The organism is Clostridium sp. MD294, from assembly GCF_000364165.2.
Classification (GTDB): Bacteria; Bacillota; Clostridia; order Lachnospirales; family Anaerotignaceae; genus Coprocola.
The window spans coordinates 1,351,204-1,372,995 of record NZ_CP097810.1 but is presented as its reverse complement, the minus strand read 5'-3'; the positions used below and the strand labels follow the sequence as shown (position 1 = coordinate 1,372,995).

General features: G+C 30.6%; 18 protein-coding genes. 10 read left to right on the top strand and 8 right to left on the bottom strand.

Going from position 1 to position 21,792, the window contains the following annotated elements; translation table 11 throughout:
• Positions 1-97: 97 nt before the first annotated feature.
• The 6 genes from C820_RS06760 to C820_RS06735 form a co-directional block, all read right to left on the bottom strand.
• Entirely contained in the window at positions 98-2,455 is a 2,358-nt protein-coding gene (locus tag C820_RS06760) for a phosphodiester glycosidase family protein (protein ID WP_004038742.1), read from the bottom strand.
• A gap of 164 nt (positions 2,456-2,619) precedes the next feature.
• Positions 2,620-3,162: a DUF4364 family protein gene (locus tag C820_RS06755; protein ID WP_004038744.1), complete on the bottom strand. Its 543-nt coding sequence runs from the start codon at positions 3,160-3,162 to the stop codon at positions 2,620-2,622.
• A gap of 109 nt (positions 3,163-3,271) precedes the next feature.
• Complete coding sequence (gene mnmL, locus C820_RS06750) at positions 3,272-4,195, bottom strand: tRNA modification radical SAM protein MnmL/YtqA (RefSeq protein ID WP_004038746.1); 924 nt, start codon at positions 4,193-4,195, stop codon at positions 3,272-3,274.
• Positions 4,192-4,620 (bottom strand): hypothetical protein, encoded by a 429-nt coding sequence (locus C820_RS06745; RefSeq protein ID WP_004038748.1) that lies wholly within the window; start codon positions 4,618-4,620, stop codon positions 4,192-4,194. Before C820_RS06745 ends, mnmL begins: the two co-directional genes overlap by 4 nt.
• Positions 4,621-4,732: 112 nt before the next feature.
• Entirely contained in the window at positions 4,733-5,827 is a 1,095-nt protein-coding gene (locus tag C820_RS06740; RefSeq protein WP_004038750.1) for a pyridoxal phosphate-dependent aminotransferase, read from the bottom strand.
• 25 nt (positions 5,828-5,852) lie between these two features.
• Entirely contained in the window at positions 5,853-7,409 is a 1,557-nt protein-coding gene (locus C820_RS06735) for a hypothetical protein (RefSeq protein WP_004038752.1), read from the bottom strand.
• A gap of 263 nt (positions 7,410-7,672) precedes the next feature.
• On the opposite strand from C820_RS06735, the gene C820_RS06730 reads away from it, so the two are divergent.
• The 10 genes from C820_RS06730 (at position 7,673) to C820_RS06685 (ending at position 17,092) form a co-directional block, all read left to right on the top strand.
• Positions 7,673-8,308, top strand: coding sequence for a LolA family protein (locus C820_RS06730; RefSeq protein ID WP_004038754.1), 636 nt, complete (start codon positions 7,673-7,675; stop codon positions 8,306-8,308).
• 174 nt (positions 8,309-8,482) lie between these two features.
• On the top strand, positions 8,483-8,827 hold the full coding sequence (locus C820_RS06725) for a type II toxin-antitoxin system PemK/MazF family toxin (RefSeq protein WP_004038756.1): 345 nt from the start codon (positions 8,483-8,485) through the stop codon (positions 8,825-8,827).
• 221 nt (positions 8,828-9,048) lie between these two features.
• Positions 9,049-10,209, top strand: coding sequence for a BMP family lipoprotein (locus C820_RS06720; protein ID WP_004038758.1), 1,161 nt, complete (start codon positions 9,049-9,051; stop codon positions 10,207-10,209).
• A 124-nt stretch (positions 10,210-10,333) separates the two neighbouring features.
• Positions 10,334-11,863 carry an ABC transporter ATP-binding protein gene (locus C820_RS06715; protein ID WP_004038760.1) on the top strand — a complete coding sequence of 510 codons (1,530 nt, stop codon included), beginning with the start codon at positions 10,334-10,336 and terminating at the stop codon, positions 11,861-11,863.
• Positions 11,860-13,032 (top strand): ABC transporter permease, encoded by a 1,173-nt coding sequence (locus C820_RS06710; RefSeq protein ID WP_004038762.1) that lies wholly within the window; start codon positions 11,860-11,862, stop codon positions 13,030-13,032. The genes C820_RS06715 and C820_RS06710 overlap by 4 nt, the downstream gene beginning before the upstream one ends.
• Entirely contained in the window at positions 13,029-13,988 is a 960-nt protein-coding gene (locus C820_RS06705) for an ABC transporter permease (RefSeq protein WP_004038764.1), read from the top strand. Before C820_RS06710 ends, C820_RS06705 begins: the two co-directional genes overlap by 4 nt.
• 177 nt (positions 13,989-14,165) lie before the next feature.
• Positions 14,166-15,731 carry a stalk domain-containing protein gene (locus C820_RS06700; protein ID WP_004038766.1) on the top strand — a complete coding sequence of 522 codons (1,566 nt, stop codon included), beginning with the start codon at positions 14,166-14,168 and terminating at the stop codon, positions 15,729-15,731.
• Positions 15,732-15,883: 152 nt separating this feature from the next.
• A complete protein-coding gene (locus tag C820_RS06695; RefSeq protein ID WP_004038768.1) occupies positions 15,884-16,186 on the top strand; it encodes a spore coat associated protein CotJA in 303 nt (100 codons plus the stop codon).
• Between the two features lie 12 nt (positions 16,187-16,198).
• A complete protein-coding gene (locus C820_RS06690) occupies positions 16,199-16,483 on the top strand; it encodes a spore coat protein CotJB (RefSeq protein WP_004038770.1) in 285 nt (94 codons plus the stop codon).
• The gene (locus C820_RS06685) at positions 16,484-17,092 is read left to right on the top strand and encodes a manganese catalase family protein (protein WP_004038772.1); all 609 of its coding nucleotides are present in this window, start codon (positions 16,484-16,486) and stop codon (positions 17,090-17,092) included.
• Positions 17,093-17,133: 41 nt separating this feature from the next.
• Here the strand turns inward: C820_RS06685 and C820_RS06680 are convergent, their stop codons facing one another.
• Both C820_RS06680 and C820_RS06675 read right to left on the bottom strand, forming a co-directional pair.
• Positions 17,134-19,524 carry an N-acetylmuramoyl-L-alanine amidase family protein gene (locus tag C820_RS06680; RefSeq protein ID WP_004038774.1) on the bottom strand — a complete coding sequence of 797 codons (2,391 nt, stop codon included), beginning with the start codon at positions 19,522-19,524 and terminating at the stop codon, positions 17,134-17,136.
• Between the two features lie 168 nt (positions 19,525-19,692).
• Positions 19,693-21,717 carry an N-acetylmuramoyl-L-alanine amidase gene (locus tag C820_RS06675; RefSeq protein ID WP_004038776.1) on the bottom strand — a complete coding sequence of 675 codons (2,025 nt, stop codon included), beginning with the start codon at positions 21,715-21,717 and terminating at the stop codon, positions 19,693-19,695.
• Between the last annotated feature and the right edge of the window lie 75 nt (positions 21,718-21,792).

Sequence of the window (21,792 nt, the reverse complement as noted above, 5' to 3'; positions counted from 1 at the left end):
TTATAACGTACAATATGGGCTGAGAATATCTCCGCCCATATTATACTACCCCAAAAATATCCATATTACAACAGAAATCATAAACTTTACTGCTTGTTTATGCTATTTTTGACATTTCGTATGTAATTTCTTCTCCTACAATACGCAATTTTAATATACTAAAATCTGTATTTACACTACCATCTTCTAAAAACAAATCTGGTAAATTAATATAATGAATACCATCTTTTATACTAGACCAACATTTTTGACCTGAAGCAGATACAACAAATATTGTTTTTGACTGTTGTTCTAACTCTGACAAAACACTACTAAATAACATTGTTTCCAGAGCGTCCTCAAATACAGAAGGTGTTTTGTCCATTACTATCACAACCGCTTGATTTCCAGCTTGTACAATATCATTTTGGAATGAAATCCATTGTGCTGGGTTTGTTACTCGAAATCCTCCTTGTGCTGCTGTCATCATTACAACACTTACACCATTTTTATTTTGGAACTGATATTCTCCATTCCACTGTATTGTGTCAATACTTGGTGTAATATCTGTTTTGCCTCCATAAACAGCAAAATTAGCATTACTTTCTACTGCATTTTTTACTTTTGATTGTTCTGCTGTATAAATTTCTGGTTCTGCTGTGGCTGATGTTACTTTCCCTACAATATTAACATAAATTGCACCATCTTCTGCATATTGTATCTGTTGCTGGTGACTATCATATAATTTTGTTGGTTCTGGTGTCCAAGGTAGTTCTATATTTTCTTCTGGTTGCTGCCATACTATTACAGGCACAGCACAGCTTATATTTTCTCCAACACTTGCTGTAATATATCCTTTTGATGGTACAGCACTTGCTGTAAAAATACCATTTTCATCTACATTACCTATTTCACCAGAAACTGTATATTGCACATCATTCGAAACATCTGCTGTATATCCATTTGTGCTTATTCCTTTTATTTGTAATGGTGTATTTTCATTTGGCAATAAATAAATTTCATTTGGTGTTATTTCAATAGAAGCTATTTTCATTGCTTTGATTGTTGCTGTAGCGGTTTTATCTTGATATGCCATATTTATTTGTATATCACCCTCTACTGTTGGTATAAAACTATTTCCATGAAATACGCCTTCTCCTTGCTCTAAAGAATACATAATTTGACTTTCATCTAATGCAATCTCATGAAAATATTCATCATATCCTTTAGGAGATAATGTTATACTATTATTTATAAACGCTCTATCATTTTCTACTTTTAATTCAATCTGTGATAATTCACTTATAGGTGCATTATTAAATACTCCCAAACCATTTATAATTTTTCTCTGTGTTCCTTCAGAAACAGTATTTTTGACTTCTGTTGCTTGTTGTTCTATTGTTTTTGCTACCATAGTAGAAGAACCACCACCATCAAAGTGCATAGCATTATAAGCACCATATTCTCTCATAAGCCAAACCATTTCTTCATTTGTTGCACCGATACTATCTCCTCTACCATCTACTACCATCAATATCAATGTAGAACTATCTTGTGTAATACCCAATGCTGTTCTTGGTTGTCTACCTTTTATAAGCAGTCCTGCATCTTCTGGTTTTTCTCCATCAACCAATATTCTCCCTATGCCACTTATTGCTGTCTGTATTGTATTTAAGTCCAATGTTGCTCTAATATCTAATCTTGTAGTTTGTCCTTCTACAAAATATTCCCACAAATCATTATAGTATTCTCCACTTATAATAATTAAATAACCATCTTCTGGTGTATTAACAGTTTCTCCTTTTTGAGAAATTGCAGTAATGGTATCATTTTGTACTGTAAATTTTACTAAATCTGCAAAACGTGCATCTAAATCTGCTGTAGATGCTGCTGCATTTTTATCAAAATAGATAGGATATTTCATTTCTGTAATTTTATTAAAAGAAGCAAGTTCTAAATGACCATATTCTCCTGCATAAAAATCAGCTTGTATTCTAAAAAAATCTATAAAAGGATTGCCTTCTTTATCTATAAAAAAAGTAGAATATTCATTTTTATCTAAATTTCTATCCGTTCCTGCTGAAATGATATTTCCATCTCTTACTACTGGGCCAAATGATGCAGAATATTCTCCTTTCATACCAAAAAAGTCCCCATTTACTGCTGCTACTGCTCCTGTATCTTCTACCATTTTTAAAAGTGTTTCTTTTAAACCATATTCTGTTTGGGACTCCAATGGTTGAAATACTAAATTAGGGTCATTCAAATCTATTTTTAATACATGAATATCTTGCCAGCCTTCTGTTGTAAATCTATGATTTTTTTCATATGTAACCCCTTTTGTAACGATTTCTGTACTTATTTGGTCATGCAATATTTCTGCTGCAAATGCTTGTACATTCCATGCAGAACATAACATACTACCTGCTAACACAAGCCCTATTATTTTTTTCATGAAAAAATGCCTTTTTCTCATGTGATTATTCCTCCTCGTTGTCATTTCTTTCTACAAAATTTATCTGGCAGTCATTGTAACATAATTTTTACATTTTTTCATCTATATTCATAAAACTTTAATAAAATTGTAATAATTACCAATCAAAAAAGCATTCAGAATAAGTATTCTCAATGCTTTTACATTTATTTTTCATCGCCTATTAATATATTTAATATACTGCCATATAAACGACCTGCATTTTCTTTCCAATTATTACAAATAATTTTTGCTTGTTGTTGTGTCGCTACAGGTACACTAATTTCCATAATATTGGTACCATCGCTATCACTTAAACCACATTTTACAACATAATCATAATCGCTATTATGTTCTGTATAATATTTTGCTGTTACTTCTGACTCTGTATGTATTCTTTTTTTATTTTGTTGTACATAAGTATCTATTTCATTTTTCACTTTTTCTGGAATGTGAGATACAAAATAGTTTATCATTCCTTTTCCTTCTTTTGTTAAAGTATAACGGGTATGATTTTTATTTTTATTTTTTTCCAACAAATGTGCTTCTACTAATTCTGAAAGATACTGTTGCACAGAAAAGTAATCCATATAATTTTTTTCTAATGAAAATTGACAAATTTCACTATTAGAAAGAGGAAAACCTATTTTTTCAATCAAATACAACAATATTAATTTACTTTCAGCTAAGCGACTGATAGAATAATCCATTTGTTGCCACCACCTTTTAATATTAAAATCATACCATTAGTATATACTAAAAAGCAAATAGAAACAACTATTTTATCATCTCACTACCTACATGAAAGATATTTTTTTATTATTTTATATATTTCTTACCTTGAAAAGCATTTCTTTGTTTGAGTGTTTTATGTATAGTATTGAGTACAAGTCTTTTATTTTTACTCCATAAAGGAGCAATTAAATTTTTTCCATTTCCATCTCCTGTCAATCTATGTATTACAATATCAGGACGTATATGCTCTATACAATCACAAACAATATCTACATAACTCTCCATACAAAGCGTTTCAAAATTCCCCTCTCTATAATATTGTGCTAAATCACTATCACACAGCACATGAAGCAACTGCAATTTTATTCCCTTTATAGGAAACTGGTTAATATATTGTATAGTATCCATAATATCTTTTTTTGTTTCATGAGGTAATCCTAATATAATATGTACTACAATTTCTATATTTCTTTTACTCAGTTCTAATACTGCCCTTTCAAAAACATCATTTTGATATCCTCTTCTTATCAATTCTATAGAACTTTTTTTTATTGTCTGCAATCCTAATTCTACACAAACATCTGTTTTTTCATTTATTTCACTTAAAACACACAATACATCTTCTTCTAAACAATCTGGACGTGTTGCAATAGAAATTCCTACTACATCATCACAATAAATTGCTTGCTCATAAAGCTGTTTTAGTACTGTGGCAGGTGCATAAGTATTTGTAAATGCTTGAAAATAAGCAATATAGCAGGGAGATTGTCCCTGCCATTTTTTTTGCTTTTTACCATATGCTATTTGTTCTGCTATACTACTACCTTTTGCTGCAAAATCTCCAGAACCTTTTTCACTACAAAATATACAGCCTCTTGTATCTAATGTTCCATCTCTATTAGGACAGGTAAAACCTGCATTTAGTGAAATTTTAACTGCTTTTTTACCAAATTTTTGCCTATAAGCATTATTTAAACTATAATACGGTTTTCCATCATTATAAATCATAATTGCTCCATTCTTTTCTCTTCCATAATAGTATAATTTTTTCTGCGAAGCATTTCACAATTTTCTACAATATTATCCCATTGCTCTTTATCTGATATGGTATATAATAATAGCAAAAAATCATTTTTACAGCTTTTTATAAAATCTTTTCTGAAATTTTCCATTTTTTCAGCATCTTCTGAATGACATGAAGACATAAAAAGTGAAAAACTTTCCTCTGTTAATGCAAAAGGAATACAATGTTCTAATTTATTTAATACTTCAGAAACAGTTTCGTTATTAGTACAATGTAATTCATTTAAAAAACCAAAAAATGCTTCATTATTTATAAAAACAATATTTTTTATTGTTTGTTTTACTTCATCTAATGTTTTTTTTATAATACAAAGATTTTGTATCATTTCCGCTTCTGTAATAATACACACTGTTTTGACTCCTTTCATAGTATAAGTCAAAAGGTACTTTGTAATTTCATTTCATGATGATTAATATGTGACATTTTTAAAAAATTATGAAAAAAATTTTTTCCAAATAAATTTATTTTTTCTGTTCTACTAATTCCCTCAACTGCTCAAGCAATGCAGTATTATGTTCTGGCATACGAATACAAAAACGTAAAAATGTATCATCTAAAAATGTAAATGAAGACGCATCTCTTACCAATAATTTTTTTTGTATCAGTTTTTCAAACAATTCATGAGAATTAATTACATTTGTTTTCAATTTCAGTAATATAAAATTAGAACTAGAATGATAAACAGTAATATTTTGAAACTGTTTTAACTGTTCTATACAACGTTTTCTTTCTGCAGAAATCAACATTTTTGTTTGTTGTATAAACTCTTTATCTGAAAAAAGCAATTCTCCTGCAAAAGCAGCAATACTATTTACACTCCAAGGGTCCTGATTTTTTTTGAGTGTTTCCAGAAATACAGCATTACTTGAAATGCCATAGCCTAAGCGAATGCCAGGAGAAGCAAAAAATTTTGATGTTCCTCTAATCACAAACAAATTATCAAATTTCTCAACAAGTGGAATAGCACAACATTCTTCTAAATTCTCACAAAATTCCATATATGTTTCATCTATCATTACAGAAATATGATTTTGTTTACAATGTTGCAATATTTGTTCTAATTGTATTTTTGTAGCAACTGTTCCTGTTGGGTTATTTGGATTACACAATATCAAAAGACCAATTTCTGATGTCAATTCTGAAATTAATCTTGATACATTTAAACAAAATGCTTCTTCCTCTTTCAATGCAAAATAGCAATAACTACTACCACAGAGTGTTACTTCTCTTTCATATTCTGAATAAGCAGGTGCTACTATTAATGTTTGTTTTGCCTGTGCAATTTTAATAAATGTAGAAATCAATTCTGTAGAACCATTTCCTACTACAATATGTCCTATATCTGCTCCTGTATAATTACTGATTGCCTTGCGAAGTGCTGTATAATTTTTATCAGGATAAACACAAATAATATCTAAGTTATTTACCAATTGTTGCTTTACACTTTTTGGAAATCCCAAAGGATTGATATTTCCACTAAAGTCTATAATTTCATTTTTAGGTATATGATATTTATTTTGTATGGCGTCTAAATCTCCACCGTGTTGGTGCATCATATTCTATCACTTCTTTCTAATAAAATTAATCAATGTCAAATGGATTTACTTTCATAACACTACTCTGTTTTCTTAAACGAGGATATAGTATAAAAGGAATTTGTTTCTGTTTTGGTAAAAACTCTAATTTTAATTGTTTGCTTTTATCTTTGTCTGGTGTAAAATAGAGGACATCTCCTGCAGAAAATGAAACAGGCAAAAAAGGAGAAGGTTCTTGACTTTTATGTTTTAAAGGGCTGCCCTGAAAGAGAGGAAAGCTATTTTTATGCTGTGCTGTAATACTGTAAGTAAAAACATCTACTAAATCAAATATAGAACAAATTTCACTACATATTTCATACAAAGAAGTAGTATCTAACACCTCCATTATTTTCCAATAATCTGGATGTTTTACAATAGTAATTTTAATTGGACATACAAGTGTACTAATATTGATACCTTGCTGTTGTATTGTTCTTTCAAATAAATTTAATTCTGAATGTTGAATAATGGCATCTACTATTTGATAAAAATCTATATGAACTGGCAAAGGTTGTTTCTTCCCTTTTTTTCCTAGAATTGCCTCTCCTATTGGTGTCAAGTCATATACAGAGCAAGGAGAATATAGCTCTGATTGTAAAGGACATTTTGCTATTGTTAAATTTGAGATGCGATTAAATGCAGGAATAAAATAAAAAGGTAAATAATAAGTTGGTTGTATTATTTGTAAATAATTTCCTAAAGGAGTCAAAAACCATTTATCCAATAAAATACCTATGTAGAAAAAAGAAGAAGCAATTGCAGACTGTTCCTCTGAAAATTCCTCTAAAGAAGGCACTTCCCATATTTGAGAAATATCAATATCAATACACTCATAAAGTTTTATAAAAATATCCTCTGTATCCATATTATTTTGCAAAAAATTATAAAACATATCATAGTGGAAACAGCCCTGCTCTGCACCTACAGCTTCTGTTATTTCATAACATGCCATTCTAATTACAAAATGAACAATATAATCTAATATTTGGTCTGTTGTTTTTTTAAATACCCACTTTGCCCTCTCATCAGTTTGCACACGTATGGTATGTATAGATGGTAAAGGTTTTAAAAATTCCATAGTATGCAAAAGTTTTGTTAAATAATGTAAATATTCTGTTTCCTTTTTTGAAATTTTTTGTAATAAATTGATTTCATCTTTTTCTAAAAAATTGCCGTCTTCTGTCATTTCACAATCAGGTTCACAATAGTTTAATATAATTTTTAAATCCTCAATAAAAGGGTGTTTTTGTAAAGAATACTCTAATAGTTTATATTCAAACTTAGGCATATCTTTTTGTGTTTTATCTAAAATTATTGTGTAAGTATATATATTGTCTTTTGAAAATTCTTTTGAAAAATCTATACGAAAAGCCACAGAAGGAGATAAATTTGTTTCTGGAATAAGTGCAGAAACATACCATCTATGGAAGAAGTTTGGTGCAAATTCTAATAAAGTTGACTGCACTTCTTTATCCATTCGATTATATACTTCAAAAAAACTCTTACTAAAAAATTCTAAAAGCTTTTTATGCTTTTTTTCAAAATCTGAACAATTTGTCATAATAATTCTCCTGTTCTGTTAATGAAGCGTGACAATTATAATTTATAATTCCTTATTTGTAGTATTATAACAAAAAAATAGTCTTTTTAAAAGAAAAGAGTGAAAAAAATATAAATTTGTGAAATTTTGTAAATTATTATACAAAAACCATACTACTTTTGACATCACACAATAACGTAATAAAGCATATAAGTCTTTTTTGTTCTATATTGTTATATCCTTCCATATAAGTAATAAAGAATGAACAAAAAGGAGAGAGGACAATGAAAAAAGCAATTTGTGCTTTATGTATCGCTTGTTTGTCTATTACATTTGCAGGCTGCAATAAACTGACACAACAATCTCAAATGACAGAAATGGAAAAAATACAAAAGCAACTCAATGAAATGCAAAACTATCAATGTACTGCTACAATGGAGCGTTATTCTAACAAAGGCAACAATACATATGAAACAACTCAATATTTTAAATCAACAGGGCAATATCGTCTAGAAATTACTGCACCAGAAACAGTAGCAGGAAATTATACCATATTTGATGGCGAAAAAATATGTCAGTTTAATCCAAGGGTATCTTCCAAAATTATAAAAGAAATACCACAAAATCAACAAAGAAATGAATTATTTTTAGGACAGTTTTTAAAAAACTATATGCAGTCTGAAGGAGTAAGTGTAGAAGCAGCTGCATTAGACGAAAGTCGTTGCACTGTTTTAGAAGCCGTTATTCCTGGAGGAAATAAATATACTGCAACAGAAAAATTATGGGTAGACAATGAAACACTAAAGCCTATACAGTTTATAATATATGATGACGAAGGAAATGAAACATATCATTTAAGTTATCATACATTTGAATATGATGTTGCATTAGATGACAATTTATTTAAAATTACAGAATAATATGTCATACTATAAAAAGCCTTTTTTACACAAAAGGTATAATATCATCGTCTGCTGGAAATACTTCTATTAAACCGAAAAGCAGGCGGTGAAGTACATATTAAAAAAGTAAATATTGTGAGAACGCCTGACGGCTCGGTAATCCAAGCCAGAAATAGCGGAGAGTGAGCCAAATTGATTGTAAGAAGAGGAGATATTTATTATGCAGATTTAAGCCCAGTAGTAGGCAGCGAACAAGGGGGTATCAGACCTGTATTGATTGTACAAAATGATACAGGCAACAAATACAGTCCTACTGTAATCTGTTCTGCTATTACATCGCAAATTAATAAGGCAAAATTGCCTACACACATAGAATTATCAGCTCAAGATTATGCTTTAGCAAAAGACTCTGTTATACTTTTAGAGCAAATTAGAACGATTGACAAAAAAAGATTACGTGAGAAAGTTTGTCATTTAGATGGTATGGTTATGCAGAGAATAAACAGAGCATTATTAATCAGCTTAGGATTGTGCTAATTATTTTTAACAAAATAAAAAAGACTGTTCTAGTAAAATATCACATTTCTAGTACAGTCTTTTTTATTATACATATTCTCTATCAAAGTTTATTTTTATTACAATACTTTCATTTACAGCACAAAATATTTGTGGTATATTTTATTTATAGTGTGATTACCAATATTAACACACAAAATAGTTACTAAATTTTATCATTTTTTTAAGGGAGGAATTTAAAAATGAAAAAAAGAGTGCTTGGCTTACTGCTTTGCAGTGTTATGGCCTTTTCTATGTTTGCCGCAGGTTGTGGAGGTAGCAATAATGCTCCTGCTCCAGAACAAACTGAAAATGGTCAAAACACTTCTACATCAGAAGGTGGTTTAAAAATTGCTATTGTAAGTAGTCCATCTGGTGTAGATGATGGTTCTTTCAATCAAAACAATTACGAAGGCATACAGAGTTTTATTGCAAACCACCCAGATGCTAGTGTTACACCTGTAAAAGAAGAGTCTGGTGACACAGCAGCCGCAGTACAAGCTGTTGCAGACATTGTTGCAGACTATAATGTTATTGTTTGTTGTGGTTTCCAATTTGCAGGAATTGGTGCAATTACACAGGACAACCCTAATGTTAACTTTATATTAGTAGACAGCAATCCAACAGATGCACAAGGACAAGAAATTAATACTGAAAATATATATGCTATGACATTCGCAGAGCAAGAAAGCGGTTTTTATGCAGGCGTTGCTGCTGCACTAGAAACACAATCTAACAAAGTAGCTGTTGTAAATGGCATTGCATATCCTTCTAATGTAAATTATCAATATGGTTTTGAGTCTGGTGTAAACTATGCAAATAAAAATTTAGGCACAAGTGCAGAAGTAGTAGAAATTGCTTCTTATGCAGGTACAGACGTAACAGGTGCTAATGTAGGTGGTAATTATGTTGGTACATTTGCTGATGAAGCAACAGGAAAAGTAGTAGGTAATGCTCTTATTAATGAAGGCTGTGATATATTATTTGTAGCTGCAGGTGGTTCTGGAAATGGTGTTTTCACAGCTGCAAAAGAAGCAAGTAATGTAAAAGTAATAGGCTGTGATGTTGACCAATATGATGATGGTGCAAACGGTGATAGCAATATTGTATTGACATCTGTATTAAAAGTAATGGACAAAAATGTAGAAAAACAACTGAATGCAGTAATAGACGGTACATTCACAGGTAAAAATGATTTACTTGGTGCTGACACAGACTCAACAGGCTATGTTAAACAAGAAGGCAGAAATCAACTTTCTGCTGACACAATTACAAAATTAGATGAAGTTTATGAATTGGTAAAAAATGGTACAGTTGTTCCAGCAGCTAATTTTAACGGCATATTGCCAGAAGATTTAGGCTGATACATTTTTGAAATAGCTACCGCAAAAAATTTGCCGTCTGCCCAAACAGCGGACGGCTTTTTTCGTTTGATAAAACAATTTTGTACTACTAATATGTTTTGTTGTTTTTGGAGGAGGGGAGAAAATGTCAGATTATATTGTAGAAATGAAACACATTACAAAACGTTTTCCGGGTATTATTGCAAATGACGATGTGACATTACAAATCAAAAAAGGGGAAATATTTGCATTACTTGGAGAAAATGGTGCAGGAAAATCAACATTAATGAGTATGCTTTTTGGTATGTATGAGCCAGATGAAGGAGAAATTTATATTCGTGGCAAAAAAGAACGCATTACTTCTCCTAATTATGCTACAAAATTAAACATCGGCATGGTGCATCAACATTTTAAATTAGTTGAAAATTATACTATTACAGAAAATATTATTATGGGTATAGAGCCTATAAAAAAAGCACTTGGTATTTTTCCTTATGTAGATTTAAAAACAGCTAACAAAAATATTGCAGAAATTTCAAAACATTATGGTTTAGAAGTAGACCCTACACAAAAAATAGAAGATATTAACGTTTCTATACAACAGCGTGTAGAAATACTTAAAATGCTTTATAGAGAGGCTGAAATACTGATATTCGACGAACCTACTGCCGTTTTAACACCTCAAGAAATTGAGTTTTTACTTGAAATTATAAAAAGTTTAAGAGATAGTGGAAAAACAATTATACTTATTACACACAAATTAGAAGAAATCAAAAAAGTAGCTGACAGATGTGCTATACTTTGTAGAGGAAAATTAATTGATATATTAGATGTAGCAACTGCTTCTACCAAACAAATGGCTAATCTTATGGTAGGACGTGAAGTATCTTTTCAAACAGAAAAAAAAGAACCTGTATTTCAACAGGAAATATTAAAAGTTGAAAACATGACAGTAAAAAACAGCAATGGATTTGATGTTGTTAAAAATGTTTCTTTTTCTATTAGAGGAGGAGAAATATTTGCTATTGCAGGTGTTTCAGGAAATGGTCAAGTAGAAGTTGCTGATGCTATTGCAGGACTTGCTAAAATACATAGTGGAAAAGTGATACTAAATGGAAAAGATATTACAAATTTATCTATTAGAAAAAGAACATTAGAAGGTATCTCTTATATACCAGAAGACAGACACCATTATGGTTTGGTTATGGATTTTACACTAGATAATAATATTGCTTTAAAAGATTATTTTAGACAACCTTTTTCTAAAAAAGGAATATTACAACAAAAAGAATTTGAAAATTATGGTCAAAAACTGATTTCAAAATATGATGTCAGAAGTGGACAAGGCGGCAAAACAATTGTGCGTTCTATGAGTGGAGGTAATCAGCAAAAAGCTATTATAGCTCGAGAAATTGAATTACAGTCCTCTCTTATGATATTTGTGCAACCTACACGCGGTTTAGACATTGGTGCAATAGAAAACATACACAAACAAATTATAGGTGAGCGTGATAAAGGACACGCTATACTACTTATATCATTAGAACTAGAAGAAATTATGAATTGTGCAGATACTATAGGTGTTATTTATAATGGTCAAATGCAAAAAATTGCACCTGCAAAAGAATTAACTACAAATGAAGTTGGTCAGTTTATGATGGGGGTGAAATCATGAAAAATAAAAAAGGTGGTATAAAACAACTCTTTGTAAACTGTTTTGGTAATGAAAAATATCAATCTATTACCATACCTCTTTTTGCTATATTTATTAGTTTAATTGTGGGGGCAGCGATTATAGCATCATTAGGAAAAAACCCTTTTATGGCTTATCAAAATCTTTTGCAAGGTTCTGGAATTTTACCGAAACCTTCTTATGCAGGCTATAAAAGTATTTTAACAGATTTTACAAGTTTTTTAAACGCTTGGACACCTATGCTTTTTGCTTCTCTTGCTGTAGCAGTTGCATTAAAAGCAGGATTATTCAATATTGGTGTTTCAGGACAGATGTTAACTGCTGGTTTTTTTGCTAGCATATTAGTAGGATATAGTGAACTTCCCTCTCCTGTCGCAAAACCCCTTGTCATTATAGTGGGTATTATAGCAGGTGCTTGCATAGGCGGTTTAATAGGTTTTTTAAAATATCGTTTTAATATCAATGAAGTAGTTTCTTCTATTATGCTCAATTACATAGCACAATATGTTTTCAGCTTTTTTATAAATACCTATTTTGTAGACCCTGTTTCTCGTCAATCAGCTTCTGTAAGTGCAGCCTCTCGTTTGACACTTATGGATACATTAGTAGGTAATTTAAAAATGGATATTCCTCTTGGTATTGTTTTAGCTATTATTACTGCATTTTTTATGAAATTTTTAATTGATAGAACGACATTGGGCTATGAATTGAAAGCAGCAGGAGCAAGTCCTACCGCAGCAGAATATGCTGGTATACATGTAGGTAAAAATATGGTATTAACAATGGTAATTTCTGGTGCTTTGGCTGGTCTTGCAGGTGTAACATATTATTTAGGTTATTTTGGTTCTATACAACCTAAAGTATTGGTTAGTACAGGTTTTGATGCAATTGCAGTTTCTCTTTTGGGTAATAGCAATCCTATAGGTATATTGTTTTCTTCTTTTCTCATTACTGTAATAAGCAAGGGTAGCACATATATGAGCTCTGCCTCTGGCATACAAGCAGAAATCGCTTCTGTTATTACAGGTATACTACTTTTATTTAGTGCTTGTGGTGCTTATATGAAATATAAAATTAAAACATTAGAATATGACATTACTTCACAACAAAAAACCACAGTTCAAAAGCAAAGAGAGGAGGCAGAAAAATGAATACAGTAATTATAGATGGTTTATCTTTTACATTGCCACTTTTTATTATGGCAATAGGTGGTATCTACAGTGAAAAAAGCGGCATTACTAATTTAGCATTAGAAGGTCTACAAGGCTTTGGTGCTTTTGTAGGAGCATTAGCAGCGGTACTATTAGCAAGTCATTTTTCTGCAAACTCTCAAATTCCTTACTATATTGCTATTGTTTTTGCAGTGTTAGGTGGTATGGCTTATGCTTGTATACATGCACTACTTTGTATTAAATTTAAAGCAAATCAAGTTATTAGTGGTGTAGTAATAAACATTTTAGCTATGGCACTTACTGCATTTTTGACAAAACAAGTCAATAAAGTTGTATTTGGTGCACCTTCTGATAAATTTGTACTAGGGGTTTCTTCTCGCTGGACAATTCCTGTATTATCTGACATACCTTTATTAGGTGCTGTATTTACAAATATATATCCTTTTGAAATTATTATTGTTATTATTGCAGTAATTGCTTGGTATTTACTTTACCAAACAAAATATGGTTTATATTTAAGGGCCTGTGGTGATAATCCTCATGCAGTAGATGCCGCTGGTATTGATGTGGCTAAAATACGTTTTATAGCTGTACTTGCTTCAGGGGCATTATCTGGGCTTGCAGGCATTAGTTTTGCTTATTCTATATCCGCTAATTTTTCTTCTGCTATTTATGTAGGATATGGCTATTTGGCTATTGCTGCATTGATATTTGGAAACTGGAAAATATTTCCTACATTAGGAGCGTGTTTGCTTTTTGGCTTTGCTCGTTCTGGAGGTTATCGTATTGTACAAATATTACAAATGCCAAGTAGTTATTCTGATTTGGTTATGATATTGCCTTATGCTCTTACATTACTTTTGTTGATATTCTTTTCTAAACATAATCGTTCTCCTCGTGCTTTGGGAGAAATTTATGATAAGGGAAAAAGATAAATAATACTTGACAAGCGTTCTCAATATGGGAACGCTTTATTACATTCCATTTTTTTCTTAAAATTATATTAAAAAATATTACAATATTACTAAAATTAAACTATTATAATATTGTTAATGCTATAATAAAATATATTCCAATAGTATTATTATTAAAAAGTTAGGGGAGTGTTAATTATGAATAAAAAAACATTGTTATTGACTTTTGTATTACTTTTATCAAACACTGTAAATTGTTTTGCTAGTAGAGATGGTTGGGACACTGTACTGAATAGGCTCAGCGATAGTATGTATGGTGGGGCATATGTCAAAGAGGACGTATTGCATATAAAACCTATTGACACAAAACAAGTACAAGATATTATTTTAGATGTCGCACCTAATGCAGATATTGTATTAGACTCTCCTGCAAAATATACCATGGCACAGCTGATAGATGGACAAAATAAAGCAGACAAAATATGGGACGAGTTAAAACTAGATTATGTAGCAATTAGTGAACAAAATAACGGTTTAAGTGCAGGCAGTACATCAGTATGGACAGAGCAAAACAAAGCACTTTTTATTAAAACGACAGGTATTGAAAATGTAACATTTGAAACAACACCACATTCTCAAACGCAACAAAATATAGCACAACAAATCTATAGAAAGATATTACCTTATAGCTTTTATATTGCAACATTACAAAAAGATGGTAGTATTTCCTTAAAACAGACAATTCGCATTTATGGTTCTACTCCTTTAGATGATACTGCTTATGGAGGAGAGGAAGATATTGATATTACATTTGAACATATGCCTTATGCTAAAAATGATTACATTATGATACCTTTTAGGGAAGCAGTTGGCAGAGAAATAGAATACAGAGAATTTATAAAAAATAACTACAGTGATATTTCAGAGGAAACAATGAAAAAATTGATGCAAAATGAATTTAAACAAATTGCACAGCACGATTATTCTAATTATACCGAAAAAGTACTCTTTCTAAAAGATGAAGAAGCAAACAATGTAACGATTTCATTTGAAGGAAATAATTTTACATTCTATCAAGATAGCAGAGATTTTTATATTAATGGTGTCAATGGTATCAAAAGAGGACTTTATATGCCCCCAGATATTACAGACGATGAAATATATTTATGCGACAAAGATTTTGCTATGCTATTTAATAGCAGTTCCAAATATCTAGAAAATGGAGAAAAAGAATTATTTTGGTATTTTCGTAGTGTAATGGGTTTTCCCCTTGAAATAGAAGACAAACTTTTTGTCAATGTATTCACTGCTGCCAAAAATCAAGAAACATTCAGGGTATCTACACAATATGACGGCACTGTATTTTATCGCAACAGCCATAACGACAAAGAAAACGAAAAAAGTATTGCTGTTTATGAAAAAAATGGTCATATGATGATAGCATTACAATCTATACCACGTTTTAGAGGTACATCAGAATTTTTAGAAACTGCTTGGGATAATCAAGCTTCTACTGCAACACTCAAATTTTGGGGAGAAACTGCAAAAGATATTTCATTTACAAATGGTAGCAACAAAATGTTTATAAATGGTACAGTGCAAGAAATGGAAGAAGCTGCTGAAATAAAAGACAACAGAATGTACATTACTATCAATACATTGTTTGAAATATTAGAAATTCCAGAACAAAATATTGAATGGATAGAACCAGGTAAAAATGTAAAAATAACCTGTGGTCGCTATACAAAATGGGCAAATATATAATAAATAAAAATATTTTTTTAAAGCGTGTCATAGTATTGACACGTTTTTTATTTATTTTGTTTTTCATTTCTTTGTCATAGTAGATAAGCACACATTTTTTATTAACGCATATTTTAGTTAATGTAAAAACAATAAAAAAAGGAGGGCTTATTGTGAAAGAAATGTGTGACGATTTTATAATGGAACAAAATGCTGTTTCTGCTATGGAAGCAAGAAGATGCCCTTGCCAGAACATACCAGGTAATATAACAGGAACTACAACAGGCTCTGACACAATAATACAAATGGATTGTAATGCTTGGCTTATAAACAAAATTGGTTTAGCACAGGCTTATGTTGCTCCTCAGCCTAATGCAAATACTATGACACAAGAACAAAGTTTAGTTTGTGGTACTGCTTTTGGCGATTTAGTACAGCCTTATATTCAGGGCAGTAATTTAACAAAATTTTTGTAAAGGAGGGTTATTATGAACAGAGAAGAACTTTTAAATAGTTTAACTCAATTGGATTTTATGGCAGTTGATTTAGGATTATATTTGAATACACACCCTGAAGATACAGAAGCAATAGAAGCTTATAATCAAGTAATTGTAGCAGCTGATACTGTAAGAGCAAAATATGAAGATGCTTTTGGTCCTTTGTGTTCTTTTAGAAGCTATGCCTCAGATGTTCAAAATTGGCAGTGGAAAAATAATCCTTGGCCTTGGCAGTCCCAATTTAATTATTCCCTTGCAGGAAAGGAGTGTAAATAAATGTGGATTTATGAGAAAAAATTAGAATTTCCTATTAAAATTACAACACCAGATGCAAGATTAGCAAAAATTATGATAGAACAATATGGCGGCCCCGATGGTGAACTTGGTGCATCATTACGCTATCTTAGTCAAAAATTTACTATGGTAACTCCAGAAGCAAAAGCTACATTAAATGATATTGCTACAGAAGAATTTGCTCATGTAGAAATGATGGGAACAATTGTAGCACAACTTACAAGGGGACTTACAAAACAACAAATTATAGACAGTGGTTTAGACAGTTATTATGTTAATCATGGCTTAGGAGTATATCCTTCTGCTGCATCTGGAGTACCTTTTTCTGCACTCGCTTTACAATCCAAAGGTGACCCTATTACAGATTTATACGAAGATATGGCAGCAGAACAAAAAGCAAGAAGCACTTATGAATATTTAATTGATTTAACAGACGACCCAGAAGTATTAGCACCTTTACGCTTTTTAAGAGAAAGAGAAATTGTACATTTTCAAAGATTTGGCGAAGCATTAGATATTGCAAGAGATTATTTAAAACAAGAAAAAGTATTTGATATGGGAAACACAAGTAACATCATGTGGAAAGCATAAAAGTAAAGCGTTCCGAATTTTATCGGAACGCTTTTTTAATGTTATCTCCATGTATATTTATCAGCCAATTCTATAATACTGTCATATATTGCTTGTGCCATTTTATCATGGTTTGCAGTATTTGAAATTTTCAGAGCATCTCCAGGATTAGATAAAAACAGCGTTTCTACTATAACAGCAGGTACTGTTGTAGAATTTAATAATATCAAATTCTTTTGATGTTGTGTATCATATTTTAATCCTCTATTATTGGTAGAAAGAGCATTGACTGTTCTTTGAAGCAATGTTGTAGCTACAATTTGGCTTGTTAGCCTTCCTTGCACATCATTGGTATGTGTTACAAAAAGTACTTCTGTTCCATTTGGTGATGGATTGGGACTTGCAGAATTCATATGTATTGAAATCAGAACATCAGCAATATCATTTGCTGTATTTGCTCTATGTCTATTTTCTGGTCTACTATCATCATTTCTTGTTAAATACACTTTTACTTTATCTGTATTTTGAAGCAAGGCATATGCCTTATTCACAATAGACAATGTAATATCTTTTTCATTCATTCCATTTCCGCTTGTTCCTGGGTCATTCCCTCCATGTCCTGCATCTAACAGCACTACTTTAGAATAAACTTCTTTAGGATTTTTAATATTGATATAATAATTATTACTATCTTCTGTTATAGTATAGGCTCTAATATTGCTTTCTGAAAATGAAAATGTTGTTCTTCCGCCTTCATTCGCTACAGTTACACTTGATACACCTTCATAAGGCAATTTCATTGTACCATAGCCGTATACACTTGTAAAATCAGAAGGTAATGTTACTTTATATTGATTTTTTAAATAATTGTCTGTATGTATTACACCATTCACATCAAAAGGCATTACTTTTTTCAATACCAACGCTTTTTTAGAAGCATCATAAGAAATATTTTCTAATGTAGATTTCTTTACTGTTACAATAATATGATTTCCATTTTGTGACATATCATATTCTGCTGTATCTTTTATTTCCAATACCACACGAGCAACTTTTTCTTCATACATACTTGTACGGATTGCCAAAATTTGACTTAATCCCTCTACAGATGGATTTGGCTCTAAATTTGATGTTGCATAAGGTATATCAATAATTACTCTATTTGGACTAGAAAGTGTACTAACATTTGCTGTAAGTGGTGCACTTCCTGTAATTTGTATGGTATCTATTGTACCATTACTTGTTTTTGTCAAACTTTGTACAACACTTTCTTGAAATGAAACAATCAAGTTCTTTTTATCTTCACTTTGTGTTAATTGATATTTTATAGGTGCTTTTAAATCCAATACCACTCTTGTTACTGTAACACCTTCCATATCATGTTGTGCAGAACGTATTGCTGACACAAATGGGCTTGTTGTAACAGTAATATTATCACTTGGTAAATTTTTTTCAGCATAATAAATATCTAACACTATTCTAGTATCATCTACATACACATTTTGATATTTTGCAATTTGTGCTGATGTTGTAATAGTAAATATTTGTGGTGCACTAGCAGAAGCAGGCACAATCACATTTGTTACTTTACTATTTTGTGTTGGCACATTTGTTGCATTATTTTCTGTGTTTGTATTTGTATTGTTGTTTGTATTTGTATTGTTGTTTGTGTTTGTATTGTTGTTTGTATTTGTATTGTTGTTTGTGTTTGTATTATTGTTTGTATTTGTATTGTTGTTTGTATTATCGTTTGTATTTGTATTATCGTTTGTATTTGTATTATTGTTTGTGTTTGTATTATTGTTTGTGTTTGTATTGTTATTTGTGTTTGTATTGTTATTTGTATTTGTATTGTTATTTGTGTTTGTGTTATTATTTACATCTGTATTTGCATCTAAACTAATATCTATATTTTCATTTATATCTACGTCAACAATTTCATCTTCAACGGTATTTTCTATTTCTTGTTGTTTTTGTTCTATTGTTACTATTCTTTTTTTTGCGTCCCAGCCTACTTCACAACCCAATGCTTCCGAAACTACTCTTACTGGTATTACTGTTCTATCATTTATAATTTTTGCTGGAACGTCCATTGTAAAAGCAATACCATTTTTTGTACCAATTTCATCATCAATTTTTAATATTACAACATCACTTTCTTTTTTTACATAAACTTCTTTTGTCTGTGCATTCCAAGCCACTTCTGCCCCCATTGTTTCAAAAACATCTCTTGCTGGTACAAGTGTTCTATCTTCCAATATTACAGGTGGCATATCTGTTACAATCATTTCTTCTCCATTAATTACAATATTTACTTCTTCTGCTTTATAATGATGTGTTTTTCCATCATAATACAAATTCATATCCAGCTCAGCAGCATACGCACATACATTACTTAAAAGCATAGAACATATTGCTGTTATAGCAAAAAAACGTTTTCTTTTTTGATACATTTTTTAATTCCTCCTATTTTTTGCTGTCTTTATTAGTATATCAAAAAAGTCGAAATTTGTAAAAAAATATATCAAAAGCAATTCTTAAAATTCTCTTAAAATATAAACAGAATGTTATTCCATAAACTAAGAAATAACATTCCGTTGCAATAAATTTACAAAATTATTTTATCTCCATTTATAATTATCAGCCAATTCTATAATACTATCATAAATTGCTTGTGCTACTTCTTCTTGATATAATTCATTTGAAATTTTTAAAGCATCTCCTGGATTAGACAAAAATAATGTTTCTACTATAACAGCAGGCACTACTGTTCTATTTAATACAATAAGATTTTTTTGCTCTGCTGTATCATATTTTAATCCTCTATTATTTGTCCCCAAAGCATTTACCACATTTTTTAGCAATGTTGTTGCTACTGCTTTACTTGTCAATTTTCCATCTTTATCTGTTTCATGTGTAATAAATAGTACTTCTGTTCCATTTGGTGTTGGATTTGGACTTGCAGAATTCATATGTATTGAAACAAAAACATCTCCTATATCATTTGCCATAGTTGCCCTAGAAATATTTTCAGGATAAGTATCTCCAATACGTGTGACATACGTTTTTACTTTATCTGTTTTTTGTAGCCTACTATATGTTTTTTGTAATATTGCTAATGTAATATCTTTTTCTTTTAAATTGTTTCCGCTTGTTCCTGGGTCTTGTCCTCCATGCCCTGCGTCTAATACTAATATTTTATTATAAACCTCTTTAGGGTTTTTAATATTAATATAATAATAATTCGCATCTTCTGTTATAGTATAGGCATATATTCCATTTTGTTCAAATGTAATTGCTGTTTTACCACCTTCTTGACTTATTGTAGCAGAAACTAACTCTGTAGTGTTTAATGCCATTGTTCCGCTTCCATAAATACTACTATAATCTCCTGGAAGTATAATTTGATACTTCTTATTTAAATAGTCATCTATATGTTCTGCATTGTTTATTGCAAATAATTCCGTTTTTGACAATGCAATCGCTTTTCTTGTTGTTTCATAATGAACATTTTTTAACTGATTTGGTTTGTTTGTACTTGTATCAATGGTTGGTATATTCACATCTGTATTTGTATCTGGTATTACACTCTCATCTGGTATTACGCTTGCATCTGGCATTGTATTTATATCTGTATCTGCTTCGTCATTGCTTCCTTCTCCAAATGATACTATGATACTATCTTCATATTCCTCTTCTAACGCAATATCATATTTACATTGTTTTGTCAATTCAAATACTACTTTTGTTACTGTAACATCATCATCTGTATGTTGTGATGAAATAATACCACTCACTGCATTACTTGTTTCTACTTTAATGTGGTCTGTCAATATCTCTTTTTGTGCATAATAAATATTGATTACAATTTCATTTTCTTTTCCTTCTATTTGTTCAAATTTCGCAATTTCATCAGACGCTTTTATAATAAATGTTTGCTGTTGCTGTTTTGTTTCTGGTATTACAATATCTATTACTCCAATATCTTGTTTAGGAATATCTCCTGTACCACCTTTTATATACTCTTTTTTTTCTACTGTATCCACTTTTACGTCATCATCATCATTGTTATTATTATTGTTGTTATTATCATTATTGTCATCATCACTATTATTTTCAATGCTATCATCATTACTTTCTGGAGGGATTTGTTCTTGTTTTATTTCCTCTTGTATACTTACCATTCTTGTATTTTCGTCCCAATCTACTGTACAACCTAATGCTTCTGAAACTGCTCTTACTGGTATCATTGTTCTTTCATTTATAACTTTTGCTGGCACATCCATAGTAAACACAACGCCATTTTTTGTTGCTGATTTATCATCTGCTTTTAATATCACTACATCATTTTCTCTCCTAACATACACTTCTTGTGTTGCTTCATTCCATACTACTTCTGCTCCTAATGCCTCAAAAACTGCTCTTGCTGGTACTAATGTTCTATCGTAAAGTACAATAGGAGGCATATCACCCTCTGGTAGTTCTGTACCATTGACAGAAATATGAATACTTTCTGCTTCATAATTGTGCATTTTTTGGTCATATAGCAATCGCATTTTTATAACACTTCCATAAACCTGCATATTACCCAAAAATAAAACACTTGCCACAGTAGTGCAAAGCAGTCTGTTCCATTTTTTATTCATTGGTGTTTTTCATTACTGAAAATTTATAAAAAACATTATATCTTTTATAATATTGCACATTTTACAGTAATTTTC